This window comes from Kitasatospora sp. NPDC048194 (assembly GCF_043202455.1).
Taxonomy (GTDB): Bacteria; Actinomycetota; Actinomycetes; order Streptomycetales; family Streptomycetaceae; genus Kitasatospora.
In genome coordinates, this window is record NZ_JBIDAK010000002.1 from 226,816 (window position 1) to 242,175 (window position 15,360).

17 protein-coding genes are annotated in these 15,360 nt (G+C 74.6%); 8 read left to right on the top strand and 9 right to left on the bottom strand.

The window, feature by feature from the left end:
• Nucleotides 1–75 precede the first annotated feature (75 nt).
• Both ACGF07_RS03505 and ACGF07_RS03510 read left to right on the top strand, forming a co-directional pair.
• Nucleotides 76–282 (top strand): tautomerase family protein, encoded by a 207-nt coding sequence (locus ACGF07_RS03505; RefSeq protein WP_392894987.1) that lies wholly within the window; start codon nt 76–78, stop codon nt 280–282.
• Between the two features lie 258 nt (nt 283–540).
• Nucleotides 541–1,491, top strand: coding sequence for an SDR family NAD(P)-dependent oxidoreductase (locus ACGF07_RS03510; RefSeq protein ID WP_392894990.1), 951 nt, complete (start codon nt 541–543; stop codon nt 1,489–1,491).
• Nucleotides 1,492–1,852: 361 nt separating this feature from the next.
• Here ACGF07_RS03510 and ACGF07_RS03515 read toward each other — a convergent pair whose 3' ends face one another.
• From ACGF07_RS03515 to ACGF07_RS03530, 4 genes are all read right to left on the bottom strand, one after another.
• A complete protein-coding gene (locus tag ACGF07_RS03515) occupies nt 1,853–2,587 on the bottom strand; it encodes a hypothetical protein (RefSeq protein ID WP_392894992.1) in 735 nt (244 codons plus the stop codon).
• A 278-nt stretch (nt 2,588–2,865) separates the two neighbouring features.
• Complete coding sequence (locus tag ACGF07_RS03520) at nt 2,866–4,065, bottom strand: NAD(P)/FAD-dependent oxidoreductase (protein ID WP_392894995.1); 1,200 nt, start codon at nt 4,063–4,065, stop codon at nt 2,866–2,868.
• Nucleotides 4,062–4,259, bottom strand: coding sequence for a ferredoxin (locus ACGF07_RS03525; protein WP_350749568.1), 198 nt, complete (start codon nt 4,257–4,259; stop codon nt 4,062–4,064). The genes ACGF07_RS03520 and ACGF07_RS03525 overlap by 4 nt, the downstream gene beginning before the upstream one ends.
• A gap of 113 nt (nt 4,260–4,372) precedes the next feature.
• Nucleotides 4,373–5,572 carry a cytochrome P450 gene (locus tag ACGF07_RS03530; RefSeq protein ID WP_392894999.1) on the bottom strand — a complete coding sequence of 400 codons (1,200 nt, stop codon included), beginning with the start codon at nt 5,570–5,572 and terminating at the stop codon, nt 4,373–4,375.
• A gap of 279 nt (nt 5,573–5,851) precedes the next feature.
• Between ACGF07_RS03530 and ACGF07_RS03535 the strand changes: the two genes are divergently transcribed.
• Entirely contained in the window at nt 5,852–6,358 is a 507-nt protein-coding gene (locus ACGF07_RS03535; RefSeq protein WP_392895002.1) for a MarR family winged helix-turn-helix transcriptional regulator, read from the top strand.
• Nucleotides 6,359–6,389: 31 nt separating this feature from the next.
• Complete coding sequence (locus ACGF07_RS03540) at nt 6,390–7,958, top strand: PTS transporter subunit EIIC (RefSeq protein WP_392895005.1); 1,569 nt, start codon at nt 6,390–6,392, stop codon at nt 7,956–7,958.
• Between the two features lie 191 nt (nt 7,959–8,149).
• On the opposite strand, the gene ACGF07_RS03545 is transcribed toward ACGF07_RS03540, so the two are convergent.
• Nucleotides 8,150–8,353, bottom strand: a complete 204-nt coding sequence (locus ACGF07_RS03545) for a cold-shock protein (RefSeq protein WP_045694210.1) — start codon at nt 8,351–8,353, stop codon at nt 8,150–8,152.
• 457 nt (nt 8,354–8,810) lie between these two features.
• Nucleotides 8,811–9,614, bottom strand: a complete 804-nt coding sequence (locus tag ACGF07_RS03550; protein ID WP_392895008.1) for an alpha/beta fold hydrolase — start codon at nt 9,612–9,614, stop codon at nt 8,811–8,813.
• Nucleotides 9,615–9,756: 142 nt separating this feature from the next.
• Here ACGF07_RS03550 and ACGF07_RS03555 point away from each other — a divergent pair, with 142 nt between their 5' ends.
• Nucleotides 9,757–10,656: an AraC family transcriptional regulator gene (locus ACGF07_RS03555; RefSeq protein ID WP_392895011.1), complete on the top strand. Its 900-nt coding sequence runs from the start codon at nt 9,757–9,759 to the stop codon at nt 10,654–10,656.
• A 281-nt stretch (nt 10,657–10,937) separates the two neighbouring features.
• On the opposite strand, the gene ACGF07_RS03560 is transcribed toward ACGF07_RS03555, so the two are convergent.
• The gene (locus ACGF07_RS03560; RefSeq protein ID WP_392895014.1) at nt 10,938–11,420 is read right to left on the bottom strand and encodes a GNAT family N-acetyltransferase; all 483 of its coding nucleotides are present in this window, start codon (nt 11,418–11,420) and stop codon (nt 10,938–10,940) included.
• A 277-nt stretch (nt 11,421–11,697) separates the two neighbouring features.
• Here ACGF07_RS03560 and ACGF07_RS03565 point away from each other — a divergent pair, with 277 nt between their 5' ends.
• From ACGF07_RS03565 to ACGF07_RS03575, 3 genes are all read left to right on the top strand, one after another.
• Complete coding sequence (locus tag ACGF07_RS03565) at nt 11,698–12,738, top strand: LacI family DNA-binding transcriptional regulator (protein WP_392895016.1); 1,041 nt, start codon at nt 11,698–11,700, stop codon at nt 12,736–12,738.
• Between the two features lie 103 nt (nt 12,739–12,841).
• Entirely contained in the window at nt 12,842–13,282 is a 441-nt protein-coding gene (locus ACGF07_RS03570; protein ID WP_392895019.1) for a VOC family protein, read from the top strand.
• Nucleotides 13,283–13,430: 148 nt separating this feature from the next.
• Nucleotides 13,431–14,462 (top strand): LacI family DNA-binding transcriptional regulator, encoded by a 1,032-nt coding sequence (locus ACGF07_RS03575; protein WP_350748514.1) that lies wholly within the window; start codon nt 13,431–13,433, stop codon nt 14,460–14,462.
• Between the two features lie 129 nt (nt 14,463–14,591).
• Here ACGF07_RS03575 and ACGF07_RS03580 read toward each other — a convergent pair whose 3' ends face one another.
• Entirely contained in the window at nt 14,592–14,963 is a 372-nt protein-coding gene (locus ACGF07_RS03580; protein ID WP_350744339.1) for a hypothetical protein, read from the bottom strand.
• Between the two features lie 67 nt (nt 14,964–15,030).
• Entirely contained in the window at nt 15,031–15,258 is a 228-nt protein-coding gene (locus ACGF07_RS03585; protein WP_392895022.1) for a hypothetical protein, read from the bottom strand.
• Between the last annotated feature and the right edge of the window lie 102 nt (nt 15,259–15,360).

Genomic DNA, 15,360 nt, shown 5'->3' on the forward strand with positions numbered 1-15,360 from the left:
TCCGAGGGCCCGCCCACCCGCTCACCCGCTCACCCGGTCATCCGCTGACCCGTTCCACCCCTGGAAGGAAGACCCATGCCCTTCGCCAACCTCAAGGTTCCCGCCGACACGCTCACGGCCGAGTCCAGGAAGCGGCTGCAGGACGCCGTCACCGACGCGTTCGTCGGCGTCTACGGAGAACGCGCCCGCGCGACCACGCTCGTGATCCTGGAAGAGGTCGCCGACGGCGGCTGGAGCCTGGGCGGGACCATCCTCGACGAAGCCGTGCTCGGCCGGAGTTGAGCGCAGTCGGGTGGGCTGTCACCGGCGCTGCGGCGGCCGGTGCCGGCCCCGCCCACACCGGCCGACTCTGCGGTGCCGCCCGCCGGCGTCGGGCCGCCACCGGCGCCGCGGCGGGTGGTACCGGCGGGCCGTCAGCGCGGACAGCGATCTGTCGGTGGGATGTGAGTCGCGCCCAGGACGCTGGTCGAACCGGGCGGGACCGGCCGCGAACCTCCGGCCCCGCCCGGCTCCGAACCAGCTCAGCTCCAGGAGCCCGCCATGCCCTCCGTACCCAAGGCCCCGCACTGGGACGTCCACCGGTTGCCCCGCGCGGACGGGAAGACCTTTCTGATCACCGGCGGCAACGCGGGCATCGGCTACTTCGTCGCCGAGCAGCTCGCCGCCACCGGCGCCACGGTCGTCCTGGGCAGCCGAGACCCGGCGAAGGCCGCAACCGCGATGGCCTCCATCGCCTCGTACGTCCCGGGCGCCAAGGTGCGCCACCTGCCCCTCGACCTGGCCGACCTCGGCTCGCTCCGGCCCTCCGTGGGCGCGCTGCGGCTGGACCGCCTCGACGCGGTCGTCCACAACGCCGGCGTGGCCCTCGACCATCCGCCGCGGCGGGAGACCGGGGACGGCCACGAGCTGATGTTCGGCACCAACCACCTCGGCCACTTCGCCCTGACCCACTTCCTGGCACCGCTGCTCTCGGCGACGCCGGGGAGCCGGATCGTCACCACGGGCAGCTTCGCCGCCAAGACCGAGCGCCTGGACCTCGGCGACCTCCAGAGCGAGCGCGACTACCGGCCCAAGCGGACCTACGGGCGGTCGAAGCTGGCCCAGATGCTCTTCGCCGTCGAACTCGGCCGCCGCCTGCGCGCCGCCGGCAGCAGCACGCTGAGCGTTCTCGTCCACCCCGGCGGAGCTCTCGACTCCCTCACCCCGTCGCGGCCGCCGTTCCACGTCCGGACCGCCGGCGACCGGGTGCGCCACCTGCCGCTGGGCCTGGTCGTCCAGGGCAAGGACGCCGCCGCGTGGCCCGCCGTCCGGGCGGTGCTCGACCCGGACGTCCGCGGTGACCGGATGGTGAGCCCCCGGGCGTTCGGGCTGCGCGGCGCACCGCGCGCCGAGCCCTTCTGGGACCACCTGGCCGATCCCGCGACGGCCGCACGCCTGTGGGCGGCCTCGTGCAATCTGACGGGCTGTGACCCGGCGTTCGCCGCCGTCTGACGATCCGTGGGGGTGGACGGTCGGGGTGGGGGGGGGGGGGGGGGGGGGGCCGCCCCCCCCCCCCCCCCCGCGGGCGGGGGGGGGGGGCGGGTGGGGGTGGGGTTGCGCGGGGCGCCCACCGCCCCAACCCGCACCCGGCCCAGCTGCGGCCGGGACCGGTCCCGGTGATCACTGGGCGCGGGATCAGGCTCAGGGAGGCCTTGCCCCGAGGCGATCATGGCAGGACTTCCGGTGGAGAACGACTCCTCGGCGGCGCACTGTCCACTTGCTGCACGACATCGTCGGCGAGCGCGGGTGCCCCTTCCGAATCCGGGCGGGTGACGGGTCGACAGGAGTCACCCGTGCCGTGGCGTCCGGCGGCTCACAGGTGGGCGCTGATCTCGCCGCCGGCGGTGAGCACCAGGTGGACGCCGTTGGCGACTCCGCCGGCGTCGTGCTGGTTCGCCTCCCACGTGCCGGCCACCGCGTTGTCGTTGCCGAGGAGCTGCGCGCGGTAGTGGAGCTCGCCGACCTCGGTGACCTTGGCCGTCCAGCCGCCCGCGAGCTTGAAGGTGCCCGGCCCCTGGTGCCCACCGCCCATCCAGGAGTGGACCGTTCCGTCCGTCAAGAGCACGACGAACATGTCGTTGGCGTCGAGCCCGGCATCGGTGCCGGTCGTCTCCAGGGTGGCCAGGACGTCGCCGTGGCTGACGATCCTGGCCTGGTAGCGCTGGTTGCCGAGGTCGCGTATCTCGGCCGTGCTGCCGTCCACCAGGGTCTGGGTGCGGACCGGGGACGACCCCTTGCCCGCGGCGGCGGGCGCCGTGCTGCGGCGCGCGTCGGGCGTGGCGGCCGGGGCGGCCGGTGCGGTGGTGGCGTGCGGGCCGGGCGGGGTGACGGCAGGGGTGGTGCTGCTGGTGCCCTTCGGGTCGGGCGTGGTCGATGCGGTGGCGGTGGTGGTGGCCGGAGTGGTGGCGGGTGCGGCCGCTGCGGTGCTCGCGGACGTGTCGGAGGCGGAACCGCAGGCCGTCGCGGTGGGCACCAGCAGCGCGGCGGCCAGGACGGTGCCGGCCAGGGTGCGGGCGGCGGTCGCGTGGCGGTTCGTCACGACGGGCATGTGGTGCTCCTGGATGAAGTACGGGCGAGGACAAGCACGTTGTGGCCCCCTCCCACGGGGGGCGGGACGGCGGCGCGGCGGACGTGCACGATCGAACGTAGTGCGAACAGTCGACGGAATCGCGCCTTCCGTGTCACCGGATCGCTACGCCCGGGCTCGCGACCGCTTCGGGCGCCCGTCGCCGAGCGGTTCGGCACCGGCCTGCGCCAGGGGGCGGAACGCCCACCGCCCCGGCCGGGTGGCGGCCGGGGCGGTGGGCGGTGGACCGCCGGCGCGGGTCAGCTCGCCTCCGACGGCCACGCGCTGTGCGCCGCCACCTGGGCGCGCAGGTGCCGCAGGGCACGGGCGGAGGCGATGCCGACCGCTCCGGTGACCAGCCCGTCACGGCCGCAGACGGCGGCGAAGCGGTGGTCGGCGAGGCTGCCGTCGACCACCTCGAAGCGGTCGGCGTCACCGGGCCGGCCGAACGCCTGGACGCGCAGCCCGTACTGATCGGTCCACAGGTACGGGACCGGCTGGTAGGCCTGCCGGACGCCGTCCGGGCCGGCCAGCAGGTTCCGGGCGGCGTGCACCGCCTGTTCGGTGGCGTTGGTGCGCTGCTCCAGGCGGTGGTGGCGGCCGGTGCTCGGGTCGGGCCAGGAGGCGGCGTCCCCGGCGGCCCAGACGCCCGGCCCGGCGGCGCAGTAGGCGTCGCAGACCACGCCGTCGTCCAGCGGGACGCCGCTGTCGGCCAGCCACTCGGTGGCCGGCTCGGATCCGATGGCCATCAGGACGGTGTCGGCGGCCAGCTCGGAGCCGTCGGTGAGCCGGACGCCGGCGGCCCGGCCGTGGCGCCGGAGCAGCGCGGCGGCCGTGCCCCGGTGGATCCGCACCCCGTGCTCGCGGTGCAGGCCGGCCAGCAGCGCGGCCGTCTCGGTGCCGAGGACGGCGGCCTGGGGCACGGCGGCGGAGGCCAGCCACGTGACCTCGGCGCCGAGCCCGACCGCGGTGGCCGCCGCCTCGGCCCCGAGCAGGCCGCCGCCGACCACCAGCAGCCGGGTGCCCGCACGGAGTTCCTCGCGAAGGGCGAGGGCGTCGCCGAGGGTGCGCAGCACGTGGGCGCCCGGCACCGGCCCGTCGGCGCCGGGCAGCCGGCGCGGGCGGACGCCGGTCGCCACGATGACGGCGTCGCAGCGCACCCGGTGGCCGTCGGCGAGCCGGACGGTCCGCTCCCGGCGGTCCAGGCGCTCGGCCGGGACCCCCAGGCGCAGGTCGAGCCGGAGCTCCTCCAACGCCTGGGGTCCGCGCAGCGCGAGGCGGTCGGGCTGCCACTCCCCGCCGAGCAGGTGCTTGGACAGCGGCGGCCGGTCGTACGGGGGTTCGTCCTCCGCCCCGATGAGGGTGAGGCGGCCGTCGTAGCCGGCCCGGCGCAGCGATTCGGCGGCGTGCAGCCCGGCGGCGCCGGCGCCGACGACGGCGACGTCCCGCAGAGCGGTCACACCCGCTCCAGGCTGATCGCCGCGGCCGGGCAGACGGCGGCGGCGTCCTGGACGGCCTGGTGGAGTTCGGCGGGCGGTTCGGCGTCCAGCAGGACGACGATGCCGTCCTCGTCGCGCTGGTCGAAGACGTCGGGCGCGGCGAGGACGCAGTGGCCGGCGCCGCAGCACTTCTCCTGGTCGATCCGGACGAGCATGGTCTTCCCTTCGGGACGTGTCGGGTGCGGAGGGGCCGGACGGCCCTGGCTCCGGTGGGTGGTGGCGCGCCGCCCTGGGCGGCGCCCGTGGTTCGGCGCGGGGGCCGGCCCGATCACCAGGCGACCGGCAGCTCGTGGACGCCGTAGATGAGCATCTCGCCGCGGAAGGCGATCTCCTCGAACGGGACGGCCAGGCGCAGTCCGGGCAGCCGGCGCAGAACAGTGTTCAGGGCGATCTGCAGTTCCAGCCGGGCGAGGGGCTGCCCGAGGCACTGGTGGACGCCGAACCCGAAGGCCAGGTGGCGGCGTGCGTCACGGGTCAGGTCGAGTTCGTCGCCGCCGGGGAACTCCTGCTCGTCCCGGTTCGCCGTGTTGACCATGCAGACGACGCCCTCGCCCGCGCGGATCCGCACGCCGCCGAGGTCGACGTCCTCGGTGGCGACCCTGGTCAGCCCGGAGTGCACGATGGTCAGGTAGCGCAGCAGTTCCTCGACCGCGCCGGGGGCGGACTCGGGGTGGCGGCGCAGGTGGTCGAGCTGTTCGGGGTTGCGCAGCAGGGCGAGGACGGAGAGCGCGGTCATGTTGGCGGTGGTCTCGTGTCCGGCGACCAGCAGCAGCCGGCCCATCGCGCCGATCTCCTCGGTGCTCAGGTCGCCGCGTTCGACCAGACGGCTGAGGATGCCGTCGTCGGGTTCGCTGCGCTTGGCCTCGGTGAGCCTGATCAGGTAGTCGGTCAGCCGGGCCTGGGCGTCGATGACCTCCTCGGCCGAGGACTCGCGGCGCAGCAGGACGCGGCTGCACTCCTGGAAGAAGGCGTGGTCCTGGTAGGGGACGCCGAGCAGCAGGCAGATCACCAGGGACGGCAGGGGCAGGGCGAACTCGCGGACCAGGTCGGCGCTGGAGCGCCCCTCGGTCATCCGGTCCAGCAGCTCGTCGGCGATGCGCTGGACCTCGGGGCGCAGCGCCTCGACCTTCTTGATCATGAACTCGCCGGTGAGCATCCGGCGCAGACGGGAGTGCTCCGGGTCGTCCATCCGGATGAAGGTGGGCTGACCGGCGTTCAGCTGCCGGGCGCCCGCGCTGATGAAGGGGAAGCCCGGGCGGGTGGAGTCGGAGCTGAAGCGCCGGTCGGCGAGGACCGCCTTGACGTCCTCGTGGCGGGTGACCAGCCACGTCGTGGAGCCGTCCCAGAGGGTGACGCGGCTGACCGGCTCCTCCTGCTGGGCCTGCCGGTAGGCGGGCGGCGGGGCGAACGGGCAGGTGTCGCGGGCGGCGGGGTGGCTGAAGCGCGGGGTCTTCGCGGCAGTGGCCATCAGGGGGCTCCCCTTCTCGGAGCTGGGTGGGGCCGGCGGTGCCGGTGGGGCCGACGGTGCCGGTGGGGCCGACGGGCCTGCGGATGTGGTGGCGCAGGCCCGCGGGCGCGGGCCGTCGGGGCGGGCCATTTACGTGCCAAAAGCAACTAACTGATCGTCACGCTAACTCGCGGTCCGTGGCGAGGAAAGGGCGCATCGGGTGACGGCCGAATCTGTCCGAAATCCGGTCACCGCCGCCCGGTGCGGCTGCGGCCCGTACCGGATCGCTACAGTTCCTCCATGCCGGACGCCGAAGACGATCGGACCACCGCCTCCGACCTGGAGGCCGTACTGGCCTCCCTGGCCTACCTGCTGACGCGCTCCCAGGAGCACGAACGCCGCACGGCCCGGGCCGGCATCACGGCCGCCCGCTCGGACGTCTACCTGCTGCGCGCCCTCGCCGAGGCCGAGGGGGCCAGCCGGGTGAGCGACCTGGCCGACCGGCTGATGGTTAAGCCCTCCCACGTCACCCGGCAGATCGACCGGCTCCAGGGCCAGCAACTGGTGGAACGCAGCCCCGACGCGCTGGACCGCAGGGCCCGCCAGGTGGCCATCACCGCCGACGGGCGGCAGCTGCTCGACCGGCTGAAACAGGCCAACATCGCCGGACTGACCAGCGCACTGGACGGCGTCCCGGAGCCGGACGTCGTCGCCACCGTCAGCGTGCTGCGCCATCTGGTCGACCGGTACGTGCACCGGGTGCGCACCACGATGCGGTCGGAGGACGACCCGCACGGCTCCGGTTGAGCGCGGGGACCATCCGGGTACGTCACCCGGCATGTCGGACGAGAAGAACCGCGCCACGGCCGAGGCGATCCTCCCGTTGGTCGGCGGCGCCCCCAACATCCGCTCGGTCGCCCACTGCATGACCCGGCTGCGGCTGGGGCTGGCCGACCGCTCGCTGGTCGACCAGGAAGCCCTCCGGGCGCTGCCGGCCGTGCTCGGGACCGTCGACGACGACACCTACCAGATCGTCCTCGGCCCCGGAGCCGTCGCCGGCGTCACCGCGCAGCTGCGCGGGCTCCTGGACTCCGGCGACGGCGCGGCCGCCGGGACCGGTCCCCAGGAGGATCCGGGGGCCGGAAGCGCCCCCACCGCCGAGGCCCTGGCCGGGCGCGGCGCGCGGATCCGGGCCGAGGCCCGCGTCCGCAACGCGACCCCGGTGAAACGGGCCCTGCGCAGGATCGCCGACATCTTCGTCCCGCTGATCCCCGCCCTGATCGGCTGCGGCATCGTCGCCGCCCTCTCCGGCGCCCTCGCCAACCTGGGCTGGGCGCCCGGGCTGGTCGCCGCCCTCGGGCCGGTCTCCGCGGGCTTCATGTCCCTGCTCGCCGTCTTCGTCGGCTACAACACGGCGAAGGAGTTCGGCGGCACACCCGTGCTGGGCGGGGCCGTGGCCAGCGTGATCGTCTACGCGGGGGTGGCCAAGGTGGAGGCCTTCGGCCACCACCTCACCCCCGGGCAGGGCGGCGTGGTCGGGGCGCTCGGCGCCGCGCTGCTCGCCGTCCAGGTCGAACGCTGGACCCGGCGGCTGCTGCCCGACGCCCTCGACGTGCTGGTCACCCCCACCGTCACCGTCCTGGTCGGCGGGCTCGCCGCGCTGTTCGGCCTGATGTTCGTCGCCGGGGAGGTCTCCGCCGCCATCGGCCACGCCGCCACCTGGCTGCTCGCCCACGGCGGGCTGCTCGCCGGGCTGGTGCTCGGCGGCCTCTTCCTGCCGCTGGTCATGCTCGGGCTGCACCAGGCGCTGATCCCGATCCACACCACCCTGATCCAGCAGCAGGGCTCCACCGTCCTGCTGCCGATCCTCGCCATGGCCGGCGCCGGGCAGGTCGGCTGCGCCGCGGCGGTCTACCTGCGGCTGCGAAACAACGCCTCCGTCCGGGCCGTCATCAGGTCCGCGCTCCCGGCCGGCCTGCTCGGTGTCGGCGAACCCCTGGTCTACGGGGTGACGCTGCCGCTGGGCCGGCCCTTCGTGACCGCCTGCGTCGGCGGCGCCGCCGGTGGCGCGTTCGTCGGGGTGGCCGGCCAGCTCGGCAGCGCGGTCGGCTCCACCGCCGTCGGTCCGTCCGGCTGGGCCCTGTTCCCCCTGCTGGCGGGCCCGCACGGGATGGCCGCGAGCGCCGCGGTGTACGGCGGCGGACTGCTGACCGGCTACGTCGTGGGTTTCCTCGCCACCTACTTCTTCGGCTTCACCCGGGCGACGCTCGCCGAGTACAACGCGGTGACCGCGGAGCCCGCCGCGCCGCCTGCCGCCCGGCCCGCCGCCCAGCCCGCCGCCGGGACCGCCACTGCCGCCCAGCCCGCCGCCGAGGCGCCCGGGGGAGCGGCGGACCTGCGCCCCTGAGCCGAAGGACGGCACGTGCCGGCCCCTCGCCTCCCCGGCCCCGCGCCGACCCCGCCCTCCGGCTCGGTGTCCCGGCGCACTTGGGCACTCCCGGTCTCGCGGGGAGCCGGGAAAACGCCGACGGGCCCGCACCGCGCATCGAAATGCGCGGTGCGGGCCCGTCACTGCTAGGCCTGAGCCATCGCAGAGAACTACAGCGGGCGAATGTTCTCCGCCTGCGGGCCCTTCTGGCCCTGCGTGACGTCGAACTCGACCTTCTGGCCCTCGAGCAGCTCACGGAAGCCGTTGGCGTTGATGTTCGAGTAGTGGGCGAAGACGTCCGGGCCGCCACCCTCCTGCTCGATGAAGCCGAAGCCCTTTTCCGAGTTGAACCACTTCACGGTGCCATTAGCCATAAAAATTCTCCTTCAGAGGCTGTCCGGAGCCGGCACTGCGCAGGCTCCGCGTCGCCGCGATGACCATCCACCCGGGAAAGAGCCGGGAAACAAAAATGCGCCTGCGGTGATACATCAGCAGGCGCACACAAAGTTCATGGGAACCACTGCAACTAAAAACGACTCTAGCAGGCCCGGGCACGCGACGGGCGGATATTTCACGCCCGGTTTCCGGAATACCCCCGCCGGGGCGCTCGACCCCGTCCGGCCGCGACCGCCAAGGGGCCCCGCGGGCAGGCCCGTTGGCGGTCGTACGGCCTGCGCCCCGGCTGACTTCCGAGGAGGTGGATTTTCGCCGTACGGCGCGTCCGACCGGGTGATCACCGGCCTCCCGGCCCGCTCCCCGGGGCCGTCCGGCGCCGTCCGGGGCCATCCCGGGCCGGGTCGGCCGTCAGCGCCCGGCGCCGGAGGGATCCGGTCACCGCCGGAGGCGGGCGAGGAAATCCCGGAGGGCGGTCGCGACGGCGTCCGGGGACTCCACCGGCAGCAGGTGCCCGGCGCCCGGGACGGTGGTCAGCGTCGCGTGCGGGACGTACGGCAGCAGGCACGCGCGAAGCACCTCGGACGGCTCCACCGGGTCGCGCTCCCCGGTCAGCACCGCCACCGGGACCTCGATGCCGGGCACGACCCCGGTGATGTCCTGGGCGATCCCGCGCAGCGGCCACTCCTCCCGGGCCGCGGCCCCCGCGGCGAGGCTGTCGCGGACCACGGCGGCGCGCAGGGCCTCCGGCAGGGGCAGCGCGGTGAGGACGTGGTCGAGGGCGTGCCGGACCGTCTCCGGCGAGTCGTACGCGTGGGACAGGCCCTGCCGGTACGCCTCGGTGAGCGTGGCGGGCGGCCGCGGCGGAGCGGGAGCGACGAGCACCAGACCGGCCAGTCCGGCGGGCCGGCGGCCCGCGAGCAGCTGGGCCACCTTGCCGCCCATCGAGTGGCCGACGAGGACGAACGGCCCCGGCACGCACGCCTCGACCACCCGGGCGAGATCGTCCGCGAGCTGGTCGAGGTGGTACGGCCCGGGCAGCGCCCGTGCCGTCCCCCAGCCGCGCTGATCGAAGCGGACCGTGGCCTGCCCGGCCGGCAGGCGCTCGACCACCGCGTCCCAGGTGCCGGCGGACCCGCCCCAGTAGTGGGCGAACACCAGTGCCGGCCCCTGCCGTCCTCCTCCGATCCGCACGTCCAGGCTGCCGCCCGCCAGGGGTAGCGACCTTGTGGTTTCCGTCATCACTGTGCCTTTCCGTCCGCCGTACGGGGACCGCCGCCGTGCCGCGGCACACCCGCATCGGTAGCCTTGCGCCCGCTCGAACGGGCAGGACGACCGTAGGCGGGACGCCCGCCCGGCCACGGTGAAAAGGGGCGCAGCGATTGTGGAAAACGGACACCAGGCCGTACGGCAGCTGCGCTACGCTCCGGCCGTCGGCTCGCCGTACGGCGTGGAGGTCCTCGACTTCGCCGGGCTGCGTGCCATGGACACCGCCCGCCGTCGAGTGCTCCCGCAACGCCCGGACTTCCACGTCTTCGCCCTCGTCGGCTCCGGTGCCGGCGCCCACGAGGCGGACTTCCAGGGGCACCGCCTGGAGGAGGGCAGCGCGGTGTGGATCCGGCCGGGCACGGTGCACCGCTGGAGCGACATCGACGGCTGCGACGGCCCCCTGATCCTCTTCCGGACCGGCTTCCTGCCCGGCTTCACGGCGGCGGAGACCGCCGCACCGGCGTGCTGGCACCTCGACCGCCGGCGACTGGACCTCGCCCTGCTCGCGGCCGAGCACCTCCGGTGCGAGCACGACGCGGCCTCCCGCACACCCGCCCTGGCATCGCCCGCGCTGCTCTCCCACCTCCTCGCGGCGCTGCTGCTGCGCGCGCTGCCCGCGGCGGCGGACCCGGTCGCGGTACCACCGGCCGGCGACCGGCAGACGGCCGTCTTCCGCGCCTACCGGGACGCCGTCGAGGAGCACTTCACCACCCGGCACCACGTGGCCGACCACGCCCGCGCGCTCGGCTACGACCCGCGCACCCTCACCCGGGCCACCCGTGCCGTCACCGGCACCGGCGCCAAGGCCTTCCTCGACCAGCGCATCCTGCTGGAGGCCAAGCGGCTGCTCGCGCACACCGACCTCCCGGTCGGCGGTTGCGCCCGGCGCCTCGGCTTCCGGGACGTCGGCAACTTCACCACCTTCTTCCGCCGCCAGACCGGGGTGCCCCCCGCCGCCTGGCGGTCGGTCCACGGCGCGGCCGGCCCCGGGGCCGGTGTCCCGACCGCACGGTGAACAGCGCTCCGCCCGGCGGCCCCCAACGGCAGCCGGTCAGGACCGGCCGGCCAGGGCGGGAATCGTCCGGACGGCCCCGGACCGGGCGGCCGACCGGGGATGCCACCCGGACCTCGGCCAGGGCGGACAGTTCCCGCAGTCCGGCGGGCAGGCACGGCGGGGCGGTGTCCTCGCAGTGGCGTGTGAGGACACCGATCCGGGAGGAGGAGACCTCGGCGATCACCAGCGCTACGGCCTGGAGGCCCACCGCACGGGCATCTGCAGGGAGGCCTACCAGCAGGTCACGTCAGCTCGGCGCCGCCCAGTTCCAGTTCCCCGATGACCTCGTCGCCGGTCATCTCGCCGGTCGGTCGGAAGCCGAGCCGGCGGTAGAACGGTTCCGGACCGTTGTCAGCGATGTGCCAGGACGTCGTGAGTCGACTCCAGCCGCGCCGCCGGACCTCCTCGGCGACCTGCTCAACGGCGAAGCGGCCGATCCCTCGGCCCTGTTGGCCGGCGGCCACGTTCAGTCGCCACAGACCGGCGCGGGTGACACCGGGCGGGTCGGCATCGAACGGTACCCCGAAGAACGCCATCACGAAGCCGACGATCTCCTCGCCGTCGAGTATCAGCCGGGGCCAGGCCGTGTCCCCGAACGCGTACGCCAGGGCGAGGGAATGCGCGACCGGTTGCACCAAGTCCTGCTGGTCAGGACGTACGGACAGCCGAAGGGCGTCCTCCACGTTGTCGGTGGTGATCTCCGCGAGACGGAATGTTGAGGTCATTGCGGCACCCTATCCGTCGATCTGCGGTCTGACCTGCGACTTTCTGTTGCCGGACGGCGGAGTGCGGGTATGGGCCGCGGGTGTGACGGCTGGTGAGGTCACGTGTTCAGGACTCCTGCGTCCAGGAGCAGCCGCCATGCTCCGGCTCAGCGCCTGAGAACGCATCAGCCCTGGCCCTGGCCCCGGTGCGGGCGCGTCGGCCCCGGCCGGCCGGCGCCTCACGGCCGGGGCCGGCGATCGCGCAGAATGGGCGGTCGTGGAGGAGAGGGAGTCGGTCGTGGGTATCGAGAGCCGCCCGGTGACGCTGAAGATGATCGCCGACCAGCTGGGGCTGGACGTGTCCACCGTCTCCCGGGTCCTGAACGGACGCGACGACGACGGACGGCGTGCCGCCTCGGGGCCGACGGCCCACCGCGTGCGGGAACTGGCGGCGCAGCTGGGCTACCGCCGGGACCCGGCCGCCGTGAGCCTGCGCACCCGGCGCAGCAACCTGATCGGGGTGGTGTTCGCGCGGCTGTCCGAGGTCGTCGTCGCGACCGTCTACGAGGGCATCGAGGAGGAGGCGGCCCGGCACGGGCTCGCCGCCTTCGTCACCAACACCCAGGACGATCCGGTCCGCCAGCGCGAGCGGATCGCGATGGTCCTCGGCAGGCGGGTGGACGGCATCGTCATCGGCGACGCCCACCTGGACGGCGCCGCCCTGGCGGACCCGGCCCTGCGGCGCACGCCCCACATCCTGGTCAACCGCCGCACCGAGGGCGACACACCTGCCGTCACCTGCGACGACTACCTGGGCGGGCGCCTGGTGGCCGAGCACTTCCTGGCCCTGGGCCACACCCGGGTCGGCTGCGTCGCGGGGGAACCGTTCGCCAGCACCGGCACCGACCGCACGGCCGGGTTCGTGGACCGGTACGCCGAGGCGGGGCTACCGGTGCCGCCGGGACTGGTGCGGCACTGCGGCTTCGACACCGCGGGCGGCCGTGCGGCGGCGACCGCCCTGCTGACCGCGGGCTCCCGACCCACCGCCCTGTTCGCCGTCAACGACCTGGCGGCCATCGGGGTCCTCGGCGCGGCCCGGGACCTCGGCCTGCACGCGGGGCGGGACCTCGCGCTGGCGGGGTTCAACGACACCCCGGTCGCCGCCGAACTGCCGGTCGCGCTCACCACGGTGCGGTCACCGATGGCCGAGCAGGGCCGGGTCGCCGTCCGGGAGCTGCTGCGCCGGATCGAGGGCGGGCGGGCCCGGTCCCGGCGGCTGCTGCCCGAGTTGGTGGTGCGCGCCTCGAGCGGTTCTCCCGTCGGGCCGTCACTCTTGTGACTCGGTGCCGTCCTCGGCCGCCCCCGGACGGCGGGACGACACGGTCGCGGGTGGGACGGCAGCGGAGCCGGTGGTGTCGGACCCGGCCCCTATCCTCGTCGGCATGGCCGTTCAGCGCATGGACAACATCGGTATCGTCGTCGACGACCTCGACGCCGCCATCGCCTTCTTCACCGAACTCGGCATGGAGCTGGAGGGCCGGACGCAGGTCGAGGGGCGCTCGGCGGGAAGCGTCGTCGGGTTCGACGACCTGCGGAGCGAGATTGCGATGATGCGGGTCCCGGACGCCCCGGGCCGGATCGAACTGTCGAAGTACCACAGCCCCAGGGCGGTCACCCCGGAGCGGGAGGTCACTCCGGTGAACACGCTGGGCCTGCACCGCATCATGTTCGCCGTCGACGACCTCGAGGACACCCTCGCCCGGCTCCGCCCCCACGGCGCCGAACTCGTCGGAGAGGTGACGCGCTACGAGGACAGCTACCTGCTCTGCTACCTCCGGGGGCCGAGCGGGATCGTCCTCGCGCTGGCCGAGCAGCTGAGCTGAGCCCCGCGGAGCCGGCTGAGCCCGCTGAACCGGGCACTCGACCGGGCGGTCCCGGCACCCGGGGGTGGCGACCTCCGCCGGACGGAGGGTGACGGATCGGCCTGGACCCGGTCGCGTACTGTGGTCACAGCCGAGGAGGGGACTGGCAGTGGGAACCGACAGCGCCGGGACGGAGCAGCGCCTGCCCGTGATGGCCGACGTGGCGAAGCTGGCGGGCGTGTCGCACCAGACGGTGTCCCGGGTGCTCAACGGCGCGCCGCACGTGCGTCCGGACACCCGGGACCGTGTGCTGGCCGCCATCCGGGAGCTGGACTACCGGCCCAACTCCGCCGCCCGCGCGCTCGTCACCCGCCGCTCCCAGACCCTCGGCGTGGTGAGCTTCGACTCGACCCTCTACGGCCCCGCCGCGATGCTGGACGGCATCGAGCGCGCCGCGCGCAGCGCGGGGTACTTCGTCAGCGTGACCAGCCTCCGTTCGCTGGACGGCCGTTCCGTCCAGGAGGCGGTCGACCGGCTGCGCGACCAGGCGGTCGAGGGCGTCGTGGTGATCGCTCCGCAGACCTCGGCCGTCAGCGCGGTGGCCCGGCTCTCCAGCTCGGTGCCGGTGGTCGCGGTCGGATCGGGGGACCAGGCCCGGGTGCCGATGGTGTCGGTGGGCAACCGCTTCGGTGCCGGAGAGGCCACCGGGCACCTGCTCGACCTGGGCCACCGCACCGTGCACCACCTGGCGGGGCCGGCCAACTGGCTGGAGAGCCAGGACCGCGAGGAGGGGTGGCGCCGCACCCTGGAGGCCGCCGGAGCGCCGGTGCCGGACGTGGAGCGCGGCGACTGGAGTGCCCGATCGGGCTACCAGGCGGGGCTGCGGATCGCACAACTACCCGATGTCACAGCCGTGTTCTGCGCCAATGACCACATGGCGCTGGGACTGCTGCGCGCCCTGCACGAGGCCGGCCGGTCCGTCCCGGAGGAGATCAGCGTGGTCGGTTTCGACGACATCCCGGAGGCCGCCTACTTCACCCCGCCGCTGACCACCGTGCGGCAGGACTTCGGCGAGCTGGGCCGCAAGGCGCTGGAACTGCTGGTCGAGGAGCTGGAGGGCGGGGCGGTCCCGCACGCCCGGGTGGAGATCGCCCCGGAGATGGTGCTGCGGCGCAGCGCGGGCCCCGCCGTCCGGCGCTGAAGGCGTCACGGGCCGACGGGCCGTCCCCCGGGGCTGACGGGTCGCCCCACCCGCCCGGCGCCGGGTTCGCCCCGCCCGGCGGCGGAACCCTCCGCCCGGCGGGGGCTCCGCCGCCGGGCGGAGGAGCGGTCAGTGGTCGGAGTAGCTGAGGTCCCCCACCGTCCAACTGCTGATGTCGGCGATGGCGATCCGGTACAGGCCGCCCGTGTGGGGCAGGCCGAAGCTGCCCTGGAGGATGCGGGCGACGTGCAGGTGCAGGTGGGTGGGCCGGGCGTCGGGCGGAGCCGTCTCGCCGCCGGGCGTCGCGAAGAGCGTGGCGAAGGGCTTCAAGTGGTCCGAGGCCGCGAGGACTTCGGCCACCCGCTCCAGCCACAGCCGCTCCGGCGCCAGCCGGCCGGTGATGACCGCCCCCGGGACGACCACGGTCAGGGGCATCTGGTTGCTGCCCTCGGACTCCACCATCGCGGCGATGTCGACGAGCAGCGCATCAGGTTTCGACATGGACCCGAGAATAGTGCCCGCGAGGACCGTCCGGACCATGGGGCGACGCCCGGCCGGCTTCCGGCGGTCAGAGTTTGAACATCGCGGTGTACGGCTGGGTGATGCGTTCCCTCCGTGATCCGAAGTCGACGAGGACCGCGATGTCGCCGTCGCCTTCGACGCCGATGACCCGGCCGAGGCCGAATCCGTCATGGGTGACGCGGTCCCCGACGTCGAAGTGCTTGCGCGGTGCCTCCGTGGGGGCCTTGAAGGGGCTGGTGGGCAGGGGGCGGCGACCTGCTGGGAATTTGTTCATCGTGCACAGTATGCGCCCGGGCGCGGCGGGCGCGGTACCGTCCGGCCGCGATGCCTCGGCGCACCGGGCTCCAGGCGCCGGCCTCGCCGGGCCCCCCGGTGC

Coding starts and splice junctions, on each gene's coding strand:
- ACGF07_RS03550 (WP_392895008.1), bottom strand. CDS start 9,614: ATGACGGAAACCACAAGGTCGCTACCCCTGGCGGGCGGCAGCCTGGAC.
- ACGF07_RS03540 (WP_392895005.1), top strand. CDS start 6,390: ATGTCGGACGAGAAGAACCGCGCCACGGCCGAGGCGATCCTCCCGTTG.
- ACGF07_RS03530 (WP_392894999.1), bottom strand. CDS start 5,572: ATGGCCACTGCCGCGAAGACCCCGCGCTTCAGCCACCCCGCCGCCCGC.
- ACGF07_RS03570 (WP_392895019.1), top strand. CDS start 12,842: ATGGCCGTTCAGCGCATGGACAACATCGGTATCGTCGTCGACGACCTC.
- ACGF07_RS03505 (WP_392894987.1), top strand. CDS start 76: ATGCCCTTCGCCAACCTCAAGGTTCCCGCCGACACGCTCACGGCCGAG.
- ACGF07_RS03525 (WP_350749568.1), bottom strand. CDS start 4,259: ATGCTCGTCCGGATCGACCAGGAGAAGTGCTGCGGCGCCGGCCACTGC.
- ACGF07_RS03545 (WP_045694210.1), bottom strand. CDS start 8,353: ATGGCTAATGGCACCGTGAAGTGGTTCAACTCGGAAAAGGGCTTCGGC.
- ACGF07_RS03560 (WP_392895014.1), bottom strand. CDS start 11,420: ATGACCTCAACATTCCGTCTCGCGGAGATCACCACCGACAACGTGGAG.
- ACGF07_RS03535 (WP_392895002.1), top strand. CDS start 5,852: ATGCCGGACGCCGAAGACGATCGGACCACCGCCTCCGACCTGGAGGCC.
- ACGF07_RS03515 (WP_392894992.1), bottom strand. CDS start 2,587: ATGCCCGTCGTGACGAACCGCCACGCGACCGCCGCCCGCACCCTGGCC.
- ACGF07_RS03510 (WP_392894990.1), top strand. CDS start 541: ATGCCCTCCGTACCCAAGGCCCCGCACTGGGACGTCCACCGGTTGCCC.
- ACGF07_RS03585 (WP_392895022.1), bottom strand. CDS start 15,258: ATGAACAAATTCCCAGCAGGTCGCCGCCCCCTGCCCACCAGCCCCTTC.
- ACGF07_RS03580 (WP_350744339.1), bottom strand. CDS start 14,963: ATGTCGAAACCTGATGCGCTGCTCGTCGACATCGCCGCGATGGTGGAG.